Consider the following 19,037-nt stretch of genomic DNA (forward strand, 5'->3'; position numbering starts at 1 on the left):
GCCGCGTGCTACAAGCCGCCGCATGAATCTCGGATACGTCATTCTCTACGTGCAGGATGTCGAGCGGGCTGTCGCGTTTTACGAGCGGGCGTTCAAGCTCGCGCGCCGGTTCGTCCACGAATCGAACCAATATGCCGAGATGGAGACGGGCGCGACCGCGCTCGCCTTCGTGAGCGAATCCCTCGCCGGTTCTCACGGCTTCACGTTCCGCGCGAGCCGACCGAACGAGCCTGCGGCCGCGGTCGAGATCGCGCTCACCACGCCCGACGTCCCCGCGGCCTTCGAGGTCGCCGTCGCTGCGGGCGCCGAGGGCGTGAGCGCGCCCAAGACGAAGCCGTGGGGCCAGACCGTGGCGTATGTGCGGGATCTCGACGGGTTCCTCGTCGAGCTTTGCACCCCGATGGGGTGACGGGCGGCGCGGCTCAGGCGCCTTGGGGGGCTTGTCGAAGCAGGTAGGCGTCGTGCGCGGCGAGGAACGCGCGCAGTTTGTCCGGGTAATTCACGGGCACCGCCCCCTTCACGCTCGGCCGCTCCGCGAGCGCGGCCCTCCAGGCGCGCACGCGAGGCGCCGTCTCGAATACGCGCGTGTCCCGGATCGCGTCGATCACCTCGAAGTATCGGAACGCCGAGGCGATGACGGCGTCGACCATGCTGAACGTGCGCCCGTGGAAATAGGGCCCGTCCGACACGGCGCCTTCGAGAATCTCCACCTTCGCCGCGATCGCCTTGCGCTTGGCCTCGAACACGTCGGGATCCTTCGTCGTTTCGAGGGCCCAGATGTCTCCGAGCAGGCCCGAGGCGAGGTCGAACCAGGCGCGGTCACGGGCTCGCTCGATCGCATCCTCGGGGTGCAATTTCGGCCCCGGCTGCGTCTCCTCCAGGTACTCGCAGATCGCGAGGCTCTCGAACAGCACGGCCTCCTTGCCGCCCTCGTCCCGCACGCGGAGCAAGGGAACCTTGCCGAGCGGCGAGATCGCGAGGAACCAGTCGGGTTTCTTCGAGAGATCGATGTCGACCCGCTCGAATTCGACCCCCTTCTCGGCGAGCACGATGGCGGCGCGCTGGACGTAGGGGCAAAGCTCGTGGCTGATGAGGGTGAGTTGCGTCATGGCGTGTTCCTCGGATTAGCCGTGGACGAGAGCCTTGGACAGCCGCGGCGCGGGCGCAAGCTTCTCCACGAGCCACGAATCGAGCGCGTACTTGCCGCCGCCGTAGACCATCACGGGCACGCTCAGCGCGAGCGCGAGCAGGTGATACTCGAAGCCCTCGCCTTGCTGCGCGCCGAACCAGTTCATGAAGAACCCGTGCTGCGCGTGCGAGGTCAGAATTGCGCCGAGCATGATCGACGTCATCCCGAACGCGGCGACGCGCGAGAATGCGCCGAACGCGAGCAGCACCGCGCCCGCCGATTCGCCCAGGATGACGAGGAAGGCGAGCGGCGCGGGCAGGTGCATGACGTTCGTGAAAAACCCCATCGTGCCCGAGAAACCATGCCCGCCGAACCAGCCGAAGAGCTTCTGCGCGCCGTGGGGGAACACGACGAGCGCGAGGACGAGGCGTTGCACGAAGAGGGCGAGGTTCTGCTCCTGGGTCTCGAGAAGTCGCTTCATGACGATCTCCTTTGCCCCTCTTGTGTAACCCGCGCGCGCCCCCTCGATTAGTCGAGGCCCGGAGCAAGCACTGTTCTCCTCCGGGCAACAATCCTGCTACCGTGCCGGGATGTCGTTCGACCTCGAGTCCCTCGCTTCCATGGCCCTCTTCGCACGTGTCGTGCAAGCGCGCTCCTTCACGGCGGCCGCGGCGCAGTCCGGCATCGCGAAATCCGCGGTGAGTCGGCGGATCGCAGGGCTCGAGCAGCGCCTCGGCGTCGAGCTCTTGCGCCGCTCGACCCGCAAGCTCGCGCTCACGGACGAGGGGCTGCGCTTCTACGAGCACTGCAAGAAGATCCTCGAAGCCGCGAGCGCCGCCGAGGACGCCGTCTCCGCCGCGAGCGAGGTGATCCGCGGACGCATCCGCATCAGCGCGCCGGTGACGTTCTCGCGGATGTACCTCGTCCAGGCGCTCGCCGCGTTCCTCCGCGAGCACCCCGAGGTCGAGATCGATCTCGCGCTCGACGATCGATTCGTCGACGTCATCGAGGGCGGCTTCGATCTGATCCTGCGCATCGGCCGGCTGAAGGACGCGAGCTTCGTCGCCCGCCGCATCGCCACCGATCGAATCGTCGTCGTGGCCGCGCCCTCGTACCTCGAACGCGCGGGCACGCCGCAAACGCCTGAGGACCTCGTGAACCACAATTGCCTACGTTACACGCTCGTCCCGGCGAGCGGCGAATGGCGGTTCCGCGGCGAGGCGATCCCCGTGCACGGAAACCTCGACGTGAACGACGGCGCGACCCTCGTGCAGGCGGCGATCGCCGGCCTCGGCCTCACGGTCGTCCCGATGTTCATGGTGGCGTCCGACGTCGCCGCGGGCCGGCTCGTCCTCGTGCTCGAGGAGCATCGTCGGGGCGAGATTGGGATTCACGCGGTCACGGCCCAGGGCAAGGGTTTGCCCCGGCGCACCCGCGCGCTGCTCGATTTCTTGAGCAAATGGTTCGAGGAGCGGTGCTGGAAGGCCCTCCGCGAGAGGGCCTCCCTCACCGTTTGACAGGATCAGCTGCCGGGGCTGAACATGATGGGATACACGACCGTCACGATGCCGCCTTCCGGCTGCGGGAAGGACAGACCATAGAAGGCGCGGACCACGCACGACACCACGCCGCCGTCCGGCATGTCCGAGCCGCCATTGCCCACGTTCGACACCGCGCCGTCACGCCCGATGACGAATCGAACCGCCACGCGGCCCTGCAGGTTCGGGTTGTTCCGCAGGCCATTCTCGTAGCAAAGGCGGAACCGGCCGAAGTTCTGGCGCACGATGCGCTGGATGACCTCGGGCGGGAGCCGGCCGCTCACGCTCGTGGCGCCCATGCGCACCTGCGGGGGCTTCGTGCGGTGCGCACCGGACAACCGGCCATGACCCGAACCGAAGCCCTGGCCCGTGCCCGTGCCCGCGCCGTGCCCGATCGTGCCAATCGAGCCGAGGCCGATGCCCTCGCCACGACCACCGCCGCCCTCGCCGATACCGGACAAACCGAGGCCGCCCGCGCCGAACGAGTCGCCGATGTTGTCGCCCCACATGTTGCCGCGCGCCGAGAGCGCGTCATTGCCGAGCGAATCGTCGCGGCCCCACGGAGCCGTCGGCGCATTGGGATCGCCGCCGGCGCCCGCATTGAGCAGGCCGATCATGCCGAACTCGGCCGCGTCGCGCAATGCGGCCTGCCGCGCGATGTGCGGATCGGCGTTGTCCTGCGGGCCCTGCACGCCATACCGGTTGCCGCTCGCCTTCGTGGTCGGGTTCCCCATGGAACCCTCCTCGCCCTTCGCCTTCGTGCCCGTGCCGCCTTCCTTGTTGTCGGCGCTGTTTTCCGCCGTCATCTCGGTCGGCTTCTCTTCCTGCTCCTTCTCCGCCGCGGCATTGAGGAACTGCTGGATCATGAACTTTTGATCGTCCGAGACCCCGTCCTCGTCGGTCGCGCCCATCGGCGGCATGAAAAACGCCATGGCGGCGAGCAGGCCCACGTGCACGGCCGTGGAGAGGCCGTGATAGAGGTAGTTCTGCGTGTCGAGCTGCACGTGGCCCGCGACGACGCGGCCCGCGTTCACCGTCGACACCTGGAAAATGAGCCCGTCCACCTCGATCCGCGCCTTCGAGCCAGGCGGCAGCGCCATCTGGAACGCGCCCGAGAGCTCCGCGCACGGCTGCGTTTTCCCGCTGTCGATCGCCTGCTGCACCGTCATCTTCGGCTGGCCGGCGATTTCAATCGTGCCCTTCGCCCGCGGCAGGAGCACGACACTGGCGGTCCCGCCGCGATCCGCGAGCACCACGGGCGCGCGCGTCGTGCCGAGTTTTTCCTGCGGGACGAAGTAATCGCACTTGAAGTTCTTCGTCTCCTCCTCGCCCACGTAATACGAGCGCGGCGGCGTCAGGTGCGCGACGTTCAGGATCATCTGATCCCAGAGCACCATCACCTCGACCGACGCGGACGGCGACTCGACCTCGTCCGACGGGACGTCCGGGCCGCTCTTGACGAGCTGGTACGTGTACGAACCCTCGGGCGCGTCTGCGGGGACCTCGTCGTGCGCGGGCGACTTCGGCTGCGCGAACGGGTTTTGCATGCCAAACGGATCGCCGCCGCCGAACGGGCTCGCCGCGGGCGCCGCGCCGAACGGGTTCGCTCCGCCAAACGCCGCGGGGGCTCCGCTGAACGGGTTCGCCGAGGGCGTCGCGAAGGGGTTTGCCCCGGGATTCGCCGCGCCGACGGCGACGGCCACGGGCTCGGCCTTCTCGAGCAGGATCTTCGTGCCGCCGATCTGGAGCTGATCGCCGGCCTTGACCTTCACCTTGTTGACGCGCGCGCCATTGACGAGCGTCCCCGGCTCATTGCCGAGATCGATGAGGGTGATGTCCTCGGGCGACGCGACCTCGATGACCGCGTGCATACGCGAGGCGAGCTCGTCGTCCACCCGGAGGTGGCTCTTCGGATCCTTTCCGACCTTGACGATGTCCTGCGTCACCGTCTCTCGACGGACGAGCGCGTCATTCTGGTACAGCGCGAACGTGAGCGCGACCTTTTGCTTGCCATCCATGGTGAGCCAGCCTTTCCTGCCGTGCCGTCCCGCCGAGGCGGGCAAATGCCCCCGCGAGAGGCTCGGGGGGTTTTCATTTCGTGCTCGGAGCCTATTTTCTTCCGTGAGGGGAGCCGATGAACGGGACCGAGCCCCACATCCGACCGGCGCTTCCTCCCTGCTCCCCTCGACCGACAGCCGTTCGCACCCAAGGTTCCCGAACGCGCACGATCGATCGGCAGGGGCGTCCCGGAGGCGGCCCCGCGCGGACGGATCCCGCTCCCGCCCGCGGCCGGGGGGACGAAAACAATGAGGATGGGGTCGGGGGTCAGTGCGCCGCGAGGACGGGCGCGAGCAGGGGCTCGGTGGCGCGGCGGAGGGCTCCGCGGGCGCGGTCGTCGTAGGCCTGCGCGTTGGCGCGCGCGGGACGTTCGACGTCGAAGTATTCGCCGGTGAGCTGCTCGTCGAGTGAGCGCTCGAGGACGACACGGATCGCGCGGGCGCCGTCCTCCGGCTTGCCCCAGGACTGGCCGAACGTCTCGCGCACCATCTTGGTGTCGAGCATCGCCCCGGGGTGCACCGCGTTGATCGCGATGTCGGGGTATCTCTGCGCGAGATCGAAGGTCCACAGGATGAGCGCGAGCTTGCTCCTCCGATAGGCGCGCAGACCTTCGTACTCTTGCGTGCTCATGAGATCCTCGAAATCGAGCTTCTCCTGCCCCGAGGAGGCCACGTTGAGGATGGCCTTCGGCGGGCGCTGGCAAAGCGAGAGCCAGAGCTCGGTGAGCGCGACTTGCGAGAGATAGTTCACGGCGAAACGTTTCTCGTGCCCGTCTTCGCTCTCCTCCCGCGGGTCGCCCTTCTTGCCTGCCCCCATGCCCGCGTTGTTCACGATGACGTCGAGCGCGGAGAGCTCCGCGGCGAGTGCGCGGACCATCGACGCGACGGAGGCGAGCGAGCTCAGATCTGCGACGACGTGGCGCGGACGGGTGCCTGTGACGAGCTCGAATTCATGCGCGAGCTCGCGCACCTTCTCGGGGGATCGCCCGTGGAGAATCACCTCGTTGCCCCGCTCGAGGAGCAGCTTCGCCGTGGCCCGCCCGATACCGTCCGTCGAGCCCGTGACGAGCACCTTCATTCCTCGTGCCGGCATGTCGTCGCTCTCCTCCCTCTCTCCATCCGCCACCTACGACGATGCGCCTTTGCGTGGGCCTCGGTCAAGACGGAGGCACGATTCTCGTGCCTTCACACATCACCGCTCTCCCGGTTCTCGTGTGCCTTCCTTTTTCGCGGGGCGCCAGCCACGAACGGGCGCGGCTCTTGCCAGGGCGTGCGGGGCGAGAGAAATGCGACACCCACACGCTCGCTCCCTGATCCTCGCCCTCGGATTCGTGCTCCTCCATCCTGCTCTGCCTGCGGATGGCGCCCCAGGTTCCGGCGGGCCCGAGTTCGCTCGATTGCCCGCGCCCGCACGCCTCCTTCCGCCGCGTATTCGCTCCCCGCGCGACAATGAAGGGCGCTTGTGGAGCGTGGCGTCGATGACGGCGCCGCGGCGCGCGCATACGGCCACGACGCTCCCCGACGGCCGCGTCCTCCTCGCAGGCGGCCTCGACGGGGATTCGTACCTCGCCACCGCCGAGGTGTACGATCCCGTCGCAGCGCAATTCGTTCCGGTTGGAACCTTATCGGAAGCGCGGGCGCATCACATTGCGATCCGGCTCGCGGATGGGCGCGTGCTCGTCGCCGGCGGCGAGCGCGCGCCGGGCGCGCCGCTCGACAGTGCGGAGGTCTTCGATCCGGCATCGAATACCTGGAAGCGCGTCGGCTCCATGCGAGCTCCGCGGATCGACCACGCCGCGGCCATGCTCTCGGACGGGCGCGTGCTCGTCCTCGGCGGATACGACGGCGCGCGGACGCTCGCGCTCGTCGACGTGTTCGATCCAAAGACGGGCGTGTTCCGCCCGGCCGCGCCGATGTCCGCCCCGCGCGCCGAGCTCACGGCCACCGCGCTCCCGGACGGAGACGTCCTCGTCGCGGCGGGCGTGGGCGGATCGGCGCGGCTTGCGACCGCGGAGATCTACGGCGCGAGGGTCGATCGATGGCGACAAACGGGCCCCTTGCAGGCGCGGCGCGGCGGGCACGTCGCGGCGCTGCTCGAGGACGGCGGGGTCCTCGTCGCCGGCGGGATCGTCGGCATTCACGCGGTGGCGACGGCGGAGCGCTGGAGCCCGGTCACGAACGCGTGGACGAGCGCGGCGCCGATGCACGAGGCCCGCTTCGGGGGCGTCGCGCTCGGGCTGCCCGACGGCCGCGTGCTCATGGGCGGCGGCGAGGACGACGACGGAAACACGCTCGCCTCGGTCGAGATCCTCGATCCCGCGGCGAACACGTGGCTCGCAGCGGCCTCGCTCGACAGCCCGCGCAGCTCCATGGCGGCCGCGCTGCTCGACGACGGATCGGTGCTCTTCACGGGAGGTTGGGCGCCGCCGTCGTCGTGGCAGAGCGCCGAGATTCACCGGCCGAAGTCGGCGGAATGATCGTTCAGGAAAAACCGTCGGCGCGGAGCTCGGCGACGAGCCCGTCGAGCTCCGCGCGGGGATCGCGGCAGGCGCGCTTGCGCTCGACCGTGTCCCCGTCGCTGTCCTGGATGCGGATCCGCAGCATGTTGAATTCGGTCCAGGCCGACCACGCGCGCCCGTCCGGGTGGCGCAGCGTGATCGCGGGCGGGGGCTCGCCGGGCGCGGGCGGAGGTTCGGCGGGCGCCGTGGCCTCGCCTTCCGCGCCCTCGTCCCACGTGGGGCGGGGGAGGACCTTTCCACGCGTACCGAGCGGAATCGGGGGCCGCGCCGAGACGCACCGCTTTCGCCATTCGAACGGTTGGATCTCGATCCGCGTGTCGGAGCTCCCGTTCCACGTCCAGGGGACGCCGAACCGATCGAGCGCGTCGCAGATCTCCCGGCCGACGCCCTCGGTTGCGGGCCCGCCCTCGCGGGACCCATACGCGAGCATGAGCCCGCCGCCGTGCATGCCGCGTTCGGTGTCCTGCTGGTGGTAAAACACGTATCCGCGTGCGCCGGCCGCGGACATCGTGTCCCAGGCCTCGGCGTGTCCGCAGGTGCTACAGCAGGTGAAGTTCTGCGCGGTGAAGATCCCGCGCTTCGTGAGATCCTCGAAGGCCGCGTCGATGCGGTCGTTCGTGCTCACGTCCTTCCACCAGTGCTCCACGGACTCTGCCTCGGTCCATAACTTCGCCGCGTAGCCGCGCACCTTCGGGGCGACCGCGTCGTACTTCGGATCGGCGCACATCGCCTTCACCGAATCGAAGAGCTCCTTCTTCGTGGTCCCCGCGCGCACGAGGGTTTTTACGTGGTCGAAGATCCTGCCAGCATCGTCCGACATGCAGGGGATCGTACCCGCGCGGCGCGGATCCTGGAAGATCAGGCGAGCGCGGCGAGGATGTGCGCGTGCAACTTGCCATTCGAGGCCACGCAATGGCCCGAGGCGACGGTCGGACGGCCCTCGAAATCGGTGAACCGCCCGCCGGCCTCCTCGACGAGGACGGCGAACGGGGCGATGTCCCATATCTTCACGCCCGCCTCGATCCACGCCTCGGCGCGGCCCGTGAGCACGAGCGCGCAGCCGGCGAGATCGCCGTAACAGCGGGCCTGCGCCGCGGCGAGCGCGAGGCGCGTCACGCGCTCGCCGAGGGGCGGGGCGAGCAGGCAGCGGGGCTCGCCGAGAGAGAGCGTCGCGTCCGCGAGGTCCGCGATCCCCGAGACGGAGAGGCGCTCGGGCGGCTCGTCGCCCACGCGACGGAACGCGCCGAGGCCCCGGGCCGCCCAGTACGTCTCGCCGAGCGCCGGCAAGGCCATCGCGCCCGCCACGACGACGCCGCGATGCTCGAGGGCCACGAGCGGTCCCCAGAACGAGCCGCCGCGCGTGAAGCCACGCGTGCCGTCGAGCGGATCGACGATCCAGCGCGCCTCGGCGTCCGCGCCGTCGTGCGCGCCCGTCTCCTCGCCGAGCAGGGCGTGATCGGGGAAGCGCGCGCGGATGACGGCGAAGATGGCCGCCTCGGCGTCGCGATCCGCGGCCGTGACGGGCGTCCGGTCGGGCTTCGTCTCCACCCGCACGCGGTCGATGCTCGGGGGCCCAGCTCCGTCGAGCGGAGCTCGACCCCCGAACCCCCGCCGGAAATGCACGAGGCTCGCCGCGGCCGCGGCCTCCACCGCGGCCCGCGCCGTGGCGGCTGCTTGCTGGAGATCGATCTCGCTCATGAGATACGCGCGTGGCTTTCGTGAATCGCGCGGCCTGTGTCAGGCCGCTTGTCGCTCGGCGTGCGAGGAGACCGCGTTGAGGAGCTTCTGCACGCTGGCCTTGGCGTCGCCGAAGAGCATGAGCGTGTTGTCGAGGTAGCAGAGCGGGTTGTCGACGCCCGCGTAGCCCGCGGCCATGCCGCGCTTCAGCATGATCACGCGCCCGGCCTTCCAGACCTCGAGCACGGGCATGCCGTAGATCGGGCTCGCCGGATCGTCGAGCGCGCTCGGGTTCACGATGTCGTTCGCGCCGATGACGACGACGACGTCGGTCTCCTCGAAGTCCTCGTTGATCTCCTCCATCTCCTTCACGGCCTCGTACGAGACGTTCGCCTCGGCGAGCAGCACGTTCATGTGCCCGGGAAGGCGGCCCGCCACGGGGTGGATCGCGTAGCGCGCCTTCGTGCCGCGCCGCTCGAGCAGCGTCGTGATCTCCTTGACCGCGTGCTGCGCCTGCGCGACGGCCATGCCGTAGCCGGGCACGACGATCACGCTCTTGGCCCCGAGCAGGAGATCGGCCGCGCCGTCGATGTTCGTCTCGTTCACCTTCTTCGCCGGCTCGCCCTTCTTCGCCGCCGGCACCGCGCCGCCCTGCTCGCCGAAGCCCGCGAAGACCACGTTCCAGATGGAGCGGTTCATCGCCTTGCACATGATGAAGCTCAGGATCGCGCCCGAGCTGCCGACGAGCGCGCCCGTCACGATGAGCAGATCGTTGCCGAGCATGAAGCCCGCCGCCGACGCGGCCCAGCCCGAGTAGCTGTTCAGGAGCGAGACGACGACGGGCATGTCGCCGCCGCCGATCGCGAGCACGAGGTGCGCGCCGAGCACGCTCGCGACACCCGTCGACGCGAGCAGGTAGGGCACGCGCACGTCCGCGCCGCCGCGGAAGGCGGCCACGGCGAGCGCGACACACCCGAGGACCATAGCGGCGTTCAGCAGGTGCCGGCCCGGGATCACGAGCGGCTTCGATCCGATCGTGCCGCGCAGCTTGAGGAACGCGATGACCGAGCCGGTGAAGGTGATGGCACCGATGAACACGCCCGCGTGGATCTCCACGTGGTGCGCGACCTCCGGCGCCCCGCCTGCGCGCACGCCGTTCATCTCGCTGCCGATGCCCACGAGCGCCGCGGCCGCGCCGACGAAGCTGTGGAGCACCGCGACGAGCTCGGGCATGCTCGTCATGGCGACGCGCGCCGCGAGCACCGCGCCGATCACGGCGCCCACGCCGATCGACGCGCCGAGGAGGCCGAGATCCGAGGGGCCGGCCGCGAGGGCCGCGTTGTCGGGCGCCACGACGGCGCCGAGCGTGACGGCGACCGCGAGCAGCATGCCGAGCGTGCCGAGGAGGTTGCCGCGACGTGCCGTCTGCTGCGCGCTGAGCCCGCGGAGGGACAGCACGAACAGGAGGCTCGCGACGAGGTAAGCGACGTTCACGAGGGTGATGCGCATCGGCCTCTCACTTGCGGAACATGCGCAGCATCCGCTGCGTCACGAGGAAACCACCGGCCACGTTGATCGACGCGAGCAAGACCGCGACGGCGCCGAGCAGGGCCGCGACGGGCGCGCCTCCGCCGCCGCCGTTCGCCGCGAGGAGCATGCCGCCGATCAGGATGATGCCGCTGATCGCGTTGGTGACGCTCATCAGCGGCGTGTGGAGCGCAGGCGTGACGTTCCAGACGAGGTGCCAGCCGACGACGCACGCGAGCAGGAAGACCGTCAGGTGTTGCACGAGCTCCTGGCTGCCGAAGAGGCCGACGGGCGTGAGGAACGCGAGCGCGAGCGCGGTGCCGATCCGCGCGGGCCACGGGCTCTCGGGCACCTCCGGCTTCGGCGCGTGCGCGGGCGGCTTCGGCGCCGGCGCAGGCGCGCCGCCCCGGATCTCGGGACGCGGCGGCGGCCACTTGAGCTCGCCCTCGAGCAGGACCAGCATCCCGCGCTGGATCTCGTCGTCGAGCGCGAGCTCCCACTTCGTCTTCTTGCCCATGATCTCGTCGAGCAGGTTGACGATCGTCATGGCGTAGAGCTCGCTCGCCTGGCGCGCCATGCGGCTCGTGAGATCCGTGTGTCCCACGATCGTCACGCCGTATCGCTCCACCGTGCGATCGCGCTCGGTGAGCGCGCAGTTGCCGCCTTGCTCGGCCGCGAGGTCCACGATCACCGAGCCGCGGTGCATGCCCACGACCGCGCCCGACGTGATGAGCTCGGGCGCCTTTTTCCCGGGGATCAGCGCGGTCGTGATGACGATGTCGCTCGTGCGGCAGTGCTCCGCGATGAGCTGCTGCTCGGCCGCGAGGTACGCGTCGCTCACCTCCTTCGCGTAGCCGCCCTGGCCTTCGCCCGTCTCGCCCTGGAACTCGAACGGGACGAACTCCGCGCCCATGCTCGTGACCTGCTCGCGCACGACGGGGCGCGTGTCGAACGCCTTCACCATCGCTCCGAGCGCGCGCGCGGCGCCGATCGCCGCGAGCCCCGCGACGCCCGCGCCGACGATGAAGACCTGCGCCGGCTTGATGCGCCCCGCGGCCGTCACCTGCCCGCCGAGCAGGCGCCCGTAGTGCGACGCTGCCTCGATCACGGCCCGGTAGCCGTTCACGTTCGCCATCGCGGAGAGCGCGTCGAGCTTCTGCGCGCGCGTGATGCGCGGGACCGCGTCCATCGCGAGCACCGTCGCCTTGCGCTTGGCGAGACGCTCGACGAGCTCCTTGTTCTGCGCGGGCCAGAGGAACGAGATGAGCTTCTGCCCGGCGCGCAGCTGATCGGCCTCGTGCTCGCCCGTCTCCGGGTGCGCCGCCGGCGGGCGGACCTTCGTGATCACGTCGGCCTCGCGGAACACGTCGGCCGCTTTCGGCACGATCCGCGCACCCGCCTCGGCGTAGGCCGCGTCCTCGAACCCCGCGGACGCGCCGGCACCGCTCTCGACGATCACCGCGAGGCCCATCTTCGCGAGCCGCCCGACGGACGCTGGCGACGCCGCCACGCGCCGCTCGCGCGGCTCGATCTCCTTCAGGACGCCGATCGAGACCTTCGCCTCGCCTCCGGCGTCCTTCGCCGAACCCCCTGGCTTCTGCGCTGCGCTCGCCGGCTCTGCGAGAGCCACGGCGTTCGCACCCGCCTTCACTTCTTCGACCATTGCGGCGCGCAGTGTACGAGAAATCGTCCGCGCCGGGGTAAACTCCGGGGGTGGCAGCCGTCGTTCGTGTCCTCGAAGAGGCCGGTCAGCGGCTCGTGTTGCGTGATCTCGGCACGCACCACGAGCTCTTGCTCGGTCAAACTCCCATCCTTTCCAGCAAAGCCCTGGAAACCGAACGGGCGTTCGGCGCCCTCGCCGGGTCCGTCGCGAACGACCGTTCGCCCGAGACGATCCTGATCGGCGGGCTCGGGTTCGGCGCGACGCTCGCCGCGGCGCTCGCGGCCGTGGGCCCCGAGACGCGCGTGATCGTCGTGGAAAAACTTCGCGCCGTGGCCGAGATCGTGCGCGGCGAGCTTTCGCACGTGGCCCCGGGCGTGCTCGACGATCCGCGCGTCGAGCTCGTGCATGCCGACGTCGCCGAGGAGATCGGCCGTCGTTCGAACCTCGACGCCATCCTGCTCGACGTCGACAACGGCCCGGGCTGGGCGTCCTTCCGGACGAACGCGCGCATCTACACGCAGGCAGGACTGCGCCTCGCTTGGGACGCGCTCCGGCCCGGCGGCGCCTACGCCGTGTGGAGCGGCTATCCTGCCGACGCCTTCCTCGCCGAGCTCCGCAAGGCCGGCTTCGCGCCCTCGATCGTGCCGCTCCACGAGCGCGGCGTCGTGCGCGCGCGAGCGTACGTGGGGAGGCGGCCCGGTTGACGGAGGGGAGGGGGAGCCGCGCGCCGCGTGCTGCCAGGCATAACGAGGCGCTGGCCAGCCGTTCGTCGATGGCACGTCGGGATTGGGAGACGGCGGAGCGTGAGCCGTATGGCAACGCTCGACAGCCATGTCCCGGACCGCTATCCAAGAAAGCTCTGGTGTCCTGGATACCAGAACTTCCTTGGAGGCTTGTATGCAGCGTTCTTTCCCCGTGATTCCCTCGACTCTCGGCGCGCTCGCAGTAGCGGGCGCCGTGACGCTCGTGCCGTCCACGGCCGCGGCGCTGGGCAGCGACGGCGCGCACGGCATGACGGTGGGCCTCACGCTGTCGTATTCGATCGGCGCACGAGCTGCGTTCGGCATTGGTGGGGACCTGCGGTACACGTACTACCAGGACGCACCGGATGGATTCCCGCACAACTCGTTCGTCGGGCTCGGCGCTTTCTTTCAGGGCACGTATCTGATCGGCGGCGCGGGTCGCTTCGCGTTCGGCGCGCATGCGAACATGCTCACCAACGAGCTCTTCGAGCTCGACACGGAGTTCGGCGCCACGATCCGGACAAAGTCGACGGAGGGCGAGGAGCCCGGCGGCGTCGGGATCCACCTCGGCCTCGTACCGCTCTTCAACGCCATCGTCCTGGAGACGGGCCCCACGTTCCGGGGGAGCATCGCCGTCACGCAGGGGATGCAGAGCGAGTTCATCATCGGGGGCGACATCCGGGGGCCCGGGCCCTGCTTTTACTTCGATTGCTGGCAGGTGGTCTCGGGCCGCCCGCTGCGCCATGAGCCGAACGCGGAGGCGACGCTCGCGCCGCTGCTCGTCGGCCCGCCGGATCTCATGCGGCCGAGGACGAAGGGACGCGCCCTCTCGCGTGGCGCGCAAGAGCGGCTGCTCTCCCACTGGGCGCGCGCGACGAGCGCGGAATGCGCGTCGGTCCCGGCATTTCGCGCGCTCGCCCGCGACCTCGCACGCGCGGGCGCGCCGGCCGCCCTGGTCTCGCGCGCGCTCCTCTCCGCGAAGGAGGAGGCGACGCACACCGCGCTTTGCGCCGCGCTCGCGAACGAATGGTCGCCGGCGCGCCTCTCGCCCTTGCTCCCCTCCATTCCCGAGAGCACCGATCGAGACCTCTCCTCGCTCCTCCGCAAGCTCGCCCTCGAATCGTTCTGGGACGGCTGCGTCGGCGAGGGCGCGGCAGCGGCCGAGGCGCGGCGCGCGCTGCGCGACACGACGGACGCGCCCACGCGCGCGGCGCTCTCCGTGATCGCCCGCGACGAGCAGGGCCACGCGGATCTCTCGGAGCGGATCGTCGCGTTTTGCCTCTCCGCCGGAGGCAAGCCGGTCCGCGACGCGCTGATGGAGAGCGTGGAGCGACGGCGCTCGATCGAGGAAGCGCGCCTCTCTGCGCATGCCGAGGTCGCGGCGGAGGACGCCGAAGCGCGCGTCTTCGGCGTGCCCGGCGAAGGCGTCGGGCGCATCGCCCGCGAAGAAGCGTTCGAGGCGAGCATGCGCCTCGTGGCTTGAGCTCACGGATTTCCGGATCGGAACCGCACCTCCACCTGCTTCGCGCCGAGCGCCTTCGCCAGCGCCGAGAGCTGCTTCTCGGCCTGCGCCCGCGCGCGGCCCATCACGTCGGGCGTGCGCGCGGCGGCCTCGATCGCGCGCTGCGCTTGCCGACGCGCGCTCGCTTCGAGCTGCTCGTTTCGCTTCGCGAGGAGGTCCGTCGAGCGCGCGAACACGTACGTCCCGTCCTCGTCGAGCATCGCGGAGAACACCTCGGGCTCGGGCAGCTCGAGCCGCGCGACGCCGGTCTTCGGATCGAACGCCACGTCTTGTTCGCGCATCTTGCCGAGATCCACGCCGACGACTGCGCGCCCGACGGCGACGAGAAGGAGCGCGTCTTTCGCCTCGACGAGCCCGAAGAACGCGCTTTGCCGGTCGGTCAGATCGACGACCTTCTCCACGTGCACCTCGGCCGTCTCCAGCCGTGACACCTCGCGGATCGCGTGGAGCAGGGACGGCGTCGGCCGCTCCGTGATCACGTGATCCGGCGGCGGGGAGAGCAGCTTCGGGCCGAACACGACGAGCGCGACGACGAGCGTGGCGCCCACGACGTAGGCGACGATCCGATACGGAGCGAGCAGCGCGCGCAGGATCGCGAGGGGGCGGGGCGAGCGCTCGGACGAAGGATCGGGCATGACGCGGAGTGTAGCAGCGACGAAGGGCGGCTCCATTTCGCAATGCGTCGTGCCTTGCTCCGCTGGTCACACAACATTCCAAGGGAAGCACACGCCATCGAATCGTGCTTCGCGCGTTGACAGTCCATGAATTTCGCTATTCAATGGACGCCGGCCCGTGGTTTCCCTTGTCCACGCGCCGATACCTTGTGATGACGATCCTTCGCGATCGTCGAGGAGAGGAATGTCATGCGCACCCTCTGCAATTCCGCGGCCCTTCGCCTCGGCCAGGCCGTTCTCTCGCTCGGGATCCTGCTGGGAGGCCGCGAGGCGCTCGCCAATACATTGACGCAGAACAGCTCGTGGACGATCGACCGGGCAGGTACGACGTCGAAATACCGTGTCGTCGCCTACGGCGACTCCATTTTCGCGGGCTACAACGGCAGCCTGTCGAACGTCGACAAGCGCGCCGCCACCTGGGTCCAGGGTGAATATCTCTCGAATAGCTGGAACAGCGACATCGAGGTCATCAGGCGCACGAAGTCGGGCGCGAAGGCGGACGACATCTACAACAACAAGATCGTCTCCGAGAAATCGTACATGCAGGCGTCGACCACGCGCGTCGTCACGTTCGAGATGTGCGGCAACGACTTCCTGCAGGCGCGCGACAGCTTCGCGGACCAGAGCGGCACGTGTAGCTACGGCGTCCTCGACACGGCGCTCGCGAACTGTACGAAGTACCAGGAGCTCGCGATGCAGTTCATCAACGCGAACACGAACGCCGCGACCAAGAAGAAGATGATCATGAACCTCTACTATCCGGGCTACGACGCCGACAATGGCATGTCGAGCTGCACGGATGCGTCGACGGGGCAGAAGGTCAACAAACAAACCGCCATGTTCCCGCGCCTGGCGCGCAGCAATTACCGCGCATGCAAGTTCGCAGCGCAATACGGGTTCGACTGCGTCGACGCGTTCGCGGAGTACATGGGCGCCGACTACGATTCCAACGGCGACGGGAAGATCGACACGGACGGGCTCCGCTACATCCCGGGCGAAACCGAGGATGCTTACGTGACGCGTATCACGAGCACACTGCGCGGCACGATCCGTGACGCGAACAGCCATTTCGAGAGCGCCGGCACGAGCTTCGACTACATCCTCTCCGACGACACGCACCCCTCGTACTCGGGCGCCACCATTTACGTGGGCCTGTTCGGCGGCACGGGCTCGGGCTCGGGCGCGCCGGAGTATTCGGGCGCGCAGATCGTGGGCGGCAAGAACCCGATCTGGAACCGGTACGGCCACGAGCGCGCCGGCTGGGCGCATTCGCTCTTCAACCCGCTTCTGCCCTGATCGAGCCATGACGAAGAGACGCCCTGCCGAGCGCTCGCGTGGAGCCGTCCGCCGGTCCGTCGACCGGGACGGCGTCGTTCATGTCGAGCTTCGGCGGGGCGGTCTTCCCATGGGGCCAATCGCCCTCGGCCTCGTCGCGGCGGGGATCCTCGCGTTCCTGTCGTGGCAATGGCGAGCGGAGGCGCCCGCGGAGGTGGCCTCGGGCGCGACGGCGAAACCCGGACAAACCATGGAGGCCCGCGCGCCCGCGCGGCCGAAAGGCGCGCCGACGCTCCGCTTGGCCGCGCGATCCGCGCCCGCCGTGGAGATCGCGCCGCATGCCCGCGCGATCGGAGCCGAGGAACCGGATCCGGACGGCGAGGATTTCCCGGACGAACCCTCCCCGTCCGAGGAGGCCGCGGAGGACGGCGCAGGTTCTGCCGCGGGCGCGGCGAAAAGCAAGACGGGCATTCACGCGTTCCCCGCGCCCGGGACGAAGCGAATCAAGCAGGGCCTCGTCGTCCCCGACGATTTTCCGCTGCCGCCCGGGTACGTGCGGCATTACCAGGCGACCGACAAGGGCCGGATGCTCGAACCCATTCTGCTCTACCACCCCGATTACGAGCTCGTCGACGAGAACGGCAAGGTGATCCCGATTCCGCCCGACCGTGTCGTTCCGCCGGACATGGCCCCGGAAGGTTTGCCCCTCGCCACGCTCGACGTGCCGACGGACGCGTACGCGGACCGCGACGAACGTGGCCCGGCCTCGAATGCAGATCCCGGACAAACTGGCGTCGAGGAAGAAAAAGCGGAGGACGAGGAGCCATGAGCGCGCGTCCGCTTCCGAAGCGCCTGCGCCGGTTCTGGACCTCGAAGCGCCTCCGGGATCGGCTCCTCGTCCTCGGGCTCGGCGCGCTTGTCTCGGCGTATCTGTTCGGCGTTTGCAGCCGCACGGCGGGCTCGTCGTACCTCGCGTGTTTCGTCGCGTTCGTGCCCTGGCTGCTCACGCTCGAACGCGCCGAGCGTCTCCGCGACGCGCTCTTCGCCGGCCTCGCGATGAGCGTGTTTTTCGTGGCGCTCGTGTTTCCCTGGTTCCCCGAGACCGCGGCCTCGTATGCGGGGACCTCGCCGAGCCTCGTCTGGCCCCTCTTCTTGCTCCTCGCGCCCGTCCTCGAACCCCAATTCGTGGTGTTTGCCCTCGTGCGCCTCGCTGTGCGGCGCGTCGAGAGGCCCCACCCCGCGCTCCGGGCCGCCATTGCGGCCGCGGCTGCGTACGTCGGGGTCGAGCTCGTCTTTCCAAAACTCTTTTTCGATACCCTCGGGCTCGGCCTCCACCCGGCTGTGTCGCTCCGCCAGGGGGCCGAGATCATGGGCGCGCACGGGCTCACGTTCCTCCTGGTCCTCGTGAACGAGGGCCTCGCGCATTCGCTCGTGCGCCTCGCGCGTGCGCCCAAGGCGCGCGGATTCGCCCATCCCGCCGTGCCGGCGGCGCTCGCGATCCTCGTCGTCCTCGCCGGCGCCGGGGTTGGCCGTGCCCGCCGCGCGGCGCTCGCCGAGGCGAACACGCGGCCCGCGATCTCGGTCGGGGTTGTCCAGGCGAACATCACGAGCTACGACAAGCTCCGCGCCGAGAAGGGGGCCTTCGAGACAGTCCGCACGATCCTCGATACGCACTTCGGGCTCTCCGACGCGATTGCCAATCAGAAAAAGCTCGACCTGCTCGTCTGGCCCGAGACCGTCTATCCGACGACGTTCGGCGCGCCGAAGAGCGAGGCGGGCGCGGCCTTCGACGAGGAGATCGGCGCGTACGTGGCGAAGACGGGCGTGCCGCTGATCTTCGGATCCTACGAGGGGGAAGGGGACGACGAGTACAACGCGGCGTTTTTCTTGACGAACGACGCGCATGGCAAGGTGGCGCGCGCTTCCTACCGCAAGCGCATGCTCTTCCCGTTCACCGAGTGGGTCCCGCCGGTGCTCGATTCGCCCTCGCTGCGCAGCGCAATGCCCTGGGCGGGGCACTGGAAGCGGGGGCCCGGCCCGGAGGTCGTGCGGGTAGGTTCGTCCGGGCACGAAGCGATCTCCGCATTGCCGCTCATCTGTTACGACGTCCTCTTTCCCGGCTTCGTCGCCGAGGCCGCAGCGAAAGGCGCGGACCTCATCGTCACGCTGTCGAACGACTCATGGTTTCCGGACGGGCGCGCCCCGCGGCTGCACCTCGTCTCCGCGGCGTTCCGCAGCATCGAGACCCGCCTGCCGCAGGTGCGCGCGACGAACTCCGGCATCTCGGCCGTCATCTCGCCCGACGGGGAAATCCTCGCGCGGACGCGCTTCGACGAGGAGGCGTCGCTCTCGGCCGACGTCCCGCGCGGCGGCCGTATCGTGACGCCGATGATCGCATTCGGGCACCTGCGCGCGCCCGCGCTGCTCACGATGGCCGCGTTTCTCCTCGGGCACGCTTGGTGGTTCCGGGCAGCGGCGCGTCGGCGTCGAGCTTCCTGAGCGGCGGTCTCGTCGGGGGGCGCCGCGCTGGGGCGTCGCCCCAGGCCCCACCAGGGGTTGTCCACCCCTGGACCCGGACCAGCGCAAGCGCTGGACCCGGGGTCGATGAACTGCGCGATGCGCAGTTCATCGAACAGGCCGGATCAAGACCACGGGCGACCCTGCCAGCCACGACGGTTCGACCGGCAACGCCCGTCGATGCGTGAGACGACCG

17 protein-coding genes are annotated in these 19,037 nt (G+C 69.6%); 8 read left to right on the plus strand and 9 right to left on the minus strand.

Features of this window, described 5'->3' with window-relative positions; genetic code table 11:
- Positions 1-22: 22 nt before the first annotated feature.
- Complete coding sequence (locus QHF85_RS44195) at positions 23-409, plus strand: VOC family protein (RefSeq protein ID WP_281333520.1); 387 nt, start codon at positions 23-25, stop codon at positions 407-409.
- A gap of 13 nt (positions 410-422) precedes the next feature.
- Here the strand turns inward: QHF85_RS44195 and QHF85_RS44200 are convergent, their stop codons facing one another.
- Both QHF85_RS44200 and QHF85_RS44205 read right to left on the minus strand, forming a co-directional pair.
- Positions 423-1,109, minus strand: coding sequence for a glutathione S-transferase family protein (locus tag QHF85_RS44200; protein WP_281333521.1), 687 nt, complete (start codon positions 1,107-1,109; stop codon positions 423-425).
- A 15-nt stretch (positions 1,110-1,124) separates the two neighbouring features.
- The gene (locus tag QHF85_RS44205; protein ID WP_281333522.1) at positions 1,125-1,610 is read right to left on the minus strand and encodes a DoxX family protein; all 486 of its coding nucleotides are present in this window, start codon (positions 1,608-1,610) and stop codon (positions 1,125-1,127) included.
- Between the two features lie 109 nt (positions 1,611-1,719).
- Between QHF85_RS44205 and QHF85_RS44210 the strand changes: the two genes are divergently transcribed.
- Positions 1,720-2,646: a LysR family transcriptional regulator gene (locus QHF85_RS44210; protein ID WP_281333523.1), complete on the plus strand. Its 927-nt coding sequence runs from the start codon at positions 1,720-1,722 to the stop codon at positions 2,644-2,646.
- A 5-nt stretch (positions 2,647-2,651) separates the two neighbouring features.
- On the opposite strand, the gene QHF85_RS44215 is transcribed toward QHF85_RS44210, so the two are convergent.
- Together QHF85_RS44215 and QHF85_RS44220 are read right to left on the minus strand one after the other, a co-directional pair.
- The gene (locus tag QHF85_RS44215; protein WP_281333524.1) at positions 2,652-4,685 is read right to left on the minus strand and encodes an AgmX/PglI C-terminal domain-containing protein; all 2,034 of its coding nucleotides are present in this window, start codon (positions 4,683-4,685) and stop codon (positions 2,652-2,654) included.
- A gap of 307 nt (positions 4,686-4,992) precedes the next feature.
- Positions 4,993-5,817 (minus strand): SDR family NAD(P)-dependent oxidoreductase, encoded by an 825-nt coding sequence (locus QHF85_RS44220; protein ID WP_281333525.1) that lies wholly within the window; start codon positions 5,815-5,817, stop codon positions 4,993-4,995.
- Between the two features lie 385 nt (positions 5,818-6,202).
- Between QHF85_RS44220 and QHF85_RS44225 the strand changes: the two genes are divergently transcribed.
- Positions 6,203-7,201: a kelch repeat-containing protein gene (locus QHF85_RS44225; protein ID WP_281333526.1), complete on the plus strand. Its 999-nt coding sequence runs from the start codon at positions 6,203-6,205 to the stop codon at positions 7,199-7,201.
- Positions 7,202-7,205: 4 nt separating this feature from the next.
- Here QHF85_RS44225 and QHF85_RS44230 read toward each other — a convergent pair whose 3' ends face one another.
- From QHF85_RS44230 to QHF85_RS44245, 4 genes are read right to left on the minus strand one after another with little or no spacing between them, the layout of a single operon-like run.
- Positions 7,206-8,063 (minus strand): hypothetical protein, encoded by an 858-nt coding sequence (locus tag QHF85_RS44230; protein WP_281333527.1) that lies wholly within the window; start codon positions 8,061-8,063, stop codon positions 7,206-7,208.
- Between the two features lie 38 nt (positions 8,064-8,101).
- A complete protein-coding gene (locus tag QHF85_RS44235; RefSeq protein ID WP_281333528.1) occupies positions 8,102-8,941 on the minus strand; it encodes an inositol monophosphatase family protein in 840 nt (279 codons plus the stop codon).
- Between the two features lie 39 nt (positions 8,942-8,980).
- The gene (locus QHF85_RS44240; RefSeq protein WP_281333529.1) at positions 8,981-10,429 is read right to left on the minus strand and encodes an NAD(P)(+) transhydrogenase (Re/Si-specific) subunit beta; all 1,449 of its coding nucleotides are present in this window, start codon (positions 10,427-10,429) and stop codon (positions 8,981-8,983) included.
- Between the two features lie 7 nt (positions 10,430-10,436).
- A complete protein-coding gene (locus tag QHF85_RS44245; protein ID WP_348652814.1) occupies positions 10,437-11,996 on the minus strand; it encodes a Re/Si-specific NAD(P)(+) transhydrogenase subunit alpha in 1,560 nt (519 codons plus the stop codon).
- A 164-nt stretch (positions 11,997-12,160) separates the two neighbouring features.
- Here QHF85_RS44245 and QHF85_RS44250 point away from each other — a divergent pair, with 164 nt between their 5' ends.
- On the plus strand, positions 12,161-12,814 hold the full coding sequence (locus tag QHF85_RS44250; protein ID WP_281333531.1) for a hypothetical protein: 654 nt from the start codon (positions 12,161-12,163) through the stop codon (positions 12,812-12,814).
- Between the two features lie 211 nt (positions 12,815-13,025).
- A complete protein-coding gene (locus QHF85_RS44255; protein WP_281333532.1) occupies positions 13,026-14,336 on the plus strand; it encodes a hypothetical protein in 1,311 nt (436 codons plus the stop codon).
- 2 nt (positions 14,337-14,338) lie between these two features.
- On the opposite strand, the gene QHF85_RS44260 is transcribed toward QHF85_RS44255, so the two are convergent.
- Positions 14,339-15,010, minus strand: a complete 672-nt coding sequence (locus QHF85_RS44260) for a DUF4230 domain-containing protein (RefSeq protein ID WP_281333533.1) — start codon at positions 15,008-15,010, stop codon at positions 14,339-14,341.
- A 228-nt stretch (positions 15,011-15,238) separates the two neighbouring features.
- On the opposite strand from QHF85_RS44260, the gene QHF85_RS44265 reads away from it, so the two are divergent.
- The 3 genes from QHF85_RS44265 to lnt all read left to right on the plus strand — a co-directional run bounded on the left by QHF85_RS44265 (position 15,239) and on the right by lnt (position 18,823).
- Positions 15,239-16,345 carry an SGNH/GDSL hydrolase family protein gene (locus QHF85_RS44265; protein ID WP_281333534.1) on the plus strand — a complete coding sequence of 369 codons (1,107 nt, stop codon included), beginning with the start codon at positions 15,239-15,241 and terminating at the stop codon, positions 16,343-16,345.
- Between the two features lie 109 nt (positions 16,346-16,454).
- Positions 16,455-17,153, plus strand: coding sequence for a hypothetical protein (locus QHF85_RS44270; RefSeq protein WP_281333535.1), 699 nt, complete (start codon positions 16,455-16,457; stop codon positions 17,151-17,153).
- Positions 17,150-18,823, plus strand: a complete 1,674-nt coding sequence (gene lnt, locus QHF85_RS44275; protein WP_281333536.1) for an apolipoprotein N-acyltransferase — start codon at positions 17,150-17,152, stop codon at positions 18,821-18,823. Before QHF85_RS44270 ends, lnt begins: the two co-directional genes overlap by 4 nt.
- Positions 18,824-19,037 lie beyond the last annotated feature (214 nt).

Source organism: Polyangium sp. 6x1, from assembly GCF_029946515.1.
Classification (GTDB): domain Bacteria; phylum Myxococcota_A; class Polyangia; order Polyangiales; family Polyangiaceae; genus Polyangium.

Bases quoted from the DNA above. Each gene is read 5' to 3' on its own strand.
- QHF85_RS44210 (WP_281333523.1), top strand. From the start codon at position 1,720: ATGTCGTTCGACCTCGAGTCCCTCGCTTCCATGGCCCTCTTCGCACGT.
- QHF85_RS44235 (WP_281333528.1), bottom strand. From the start codon at position 8,941: ATGAGCGAGATCGATCTCCAGCAAGCAGCCGCCACGGCGCGGGCCGCG.
- QHF85_RS44225 (WP_281333526.1), top strand. From the start codon at position 6,203: ATGACGGCGCCGCGGCGCGCGCATACGGCCACGACGCTCCCCGACGGC.
- QHF85_RS44205 (WP_281333522.1), bottom strand. From the start codon at position 1,610: ATGAAGCGACTTCTCGAGACCCAGGAGCAGAACCTCGCCCTCTTCGTG.
- QHF85_RS44260 (WP_281333533.1), bottom strand. From the start codon at position 15,010: ATGCCCGATCCTTCGTCCGAGCGCTCGCCCCGCCCCCTCGCGATCCTG.
- QHF85_RS44230 (WP_281333527.1), bottom strand. From the start codon at position 8,063: ATGTCGGACGATGCTGGCAGGATCTTCGACCACGTAAAAACCCTCGTG.
- QHF85_RS44215 (WP_281333524.1), bottom strand. From the start codon at position 4,685: ATGGATGGCAAGCAAAAGGTCGCGCTCACGTTCGCGCTGTACCAGAAT.
- QHF85_RS44195 (WP_281333520.1), top strand. From the start codon at position 23: ATGAATCTCGGATACGTCATTCTCTACGTGCAGGATGTCGAGCGGGCT.
- lnt (WP_281333536.1), top strand. From the start codon at position 17,150: ATGAGCGCGCGTCCGCTTCCGAAGCGCCTGCGCCGGTTCTGGACCTCG.
- QHF85_RS44265 (WP_281333534.1), top strand. From the start codon at position 15,239: ATGCGCACCCTCTGCAATTCCGCGGCCCTTCGCCTCGGCCAGGCCGTT.
- QHF85_RS44240 (WP_281333529.1), bottom strand. From the start codon at position 10,429: ATGCGCATCACCCTCGTGAACGTCGCTTACCTCGTCGCGAGCCTCCTG.
- QHF85_RS44200 (WP_281333521.1), bottom strand. From the start codon at position 1,109: ATGACGCAACTCACCCTCATCAGCCACGAGCTTTGCCCCTACGTCCAG.
- QHF85_RS44270 (WP_281333535.1), top strand. From the start codon at position 16,455: ATGGGGCCAATCGCCCTCGGCCTCGTCGCGGCGGGGATCCTCGCGTTC.
- QHF85_RS44220 (WP_281333525.1), bottom strand. From the start codon at position 5,817: ATGCCGGCACGAGGAATGAAGGTGCTCGTCACGGGCTCGACGGACGGT.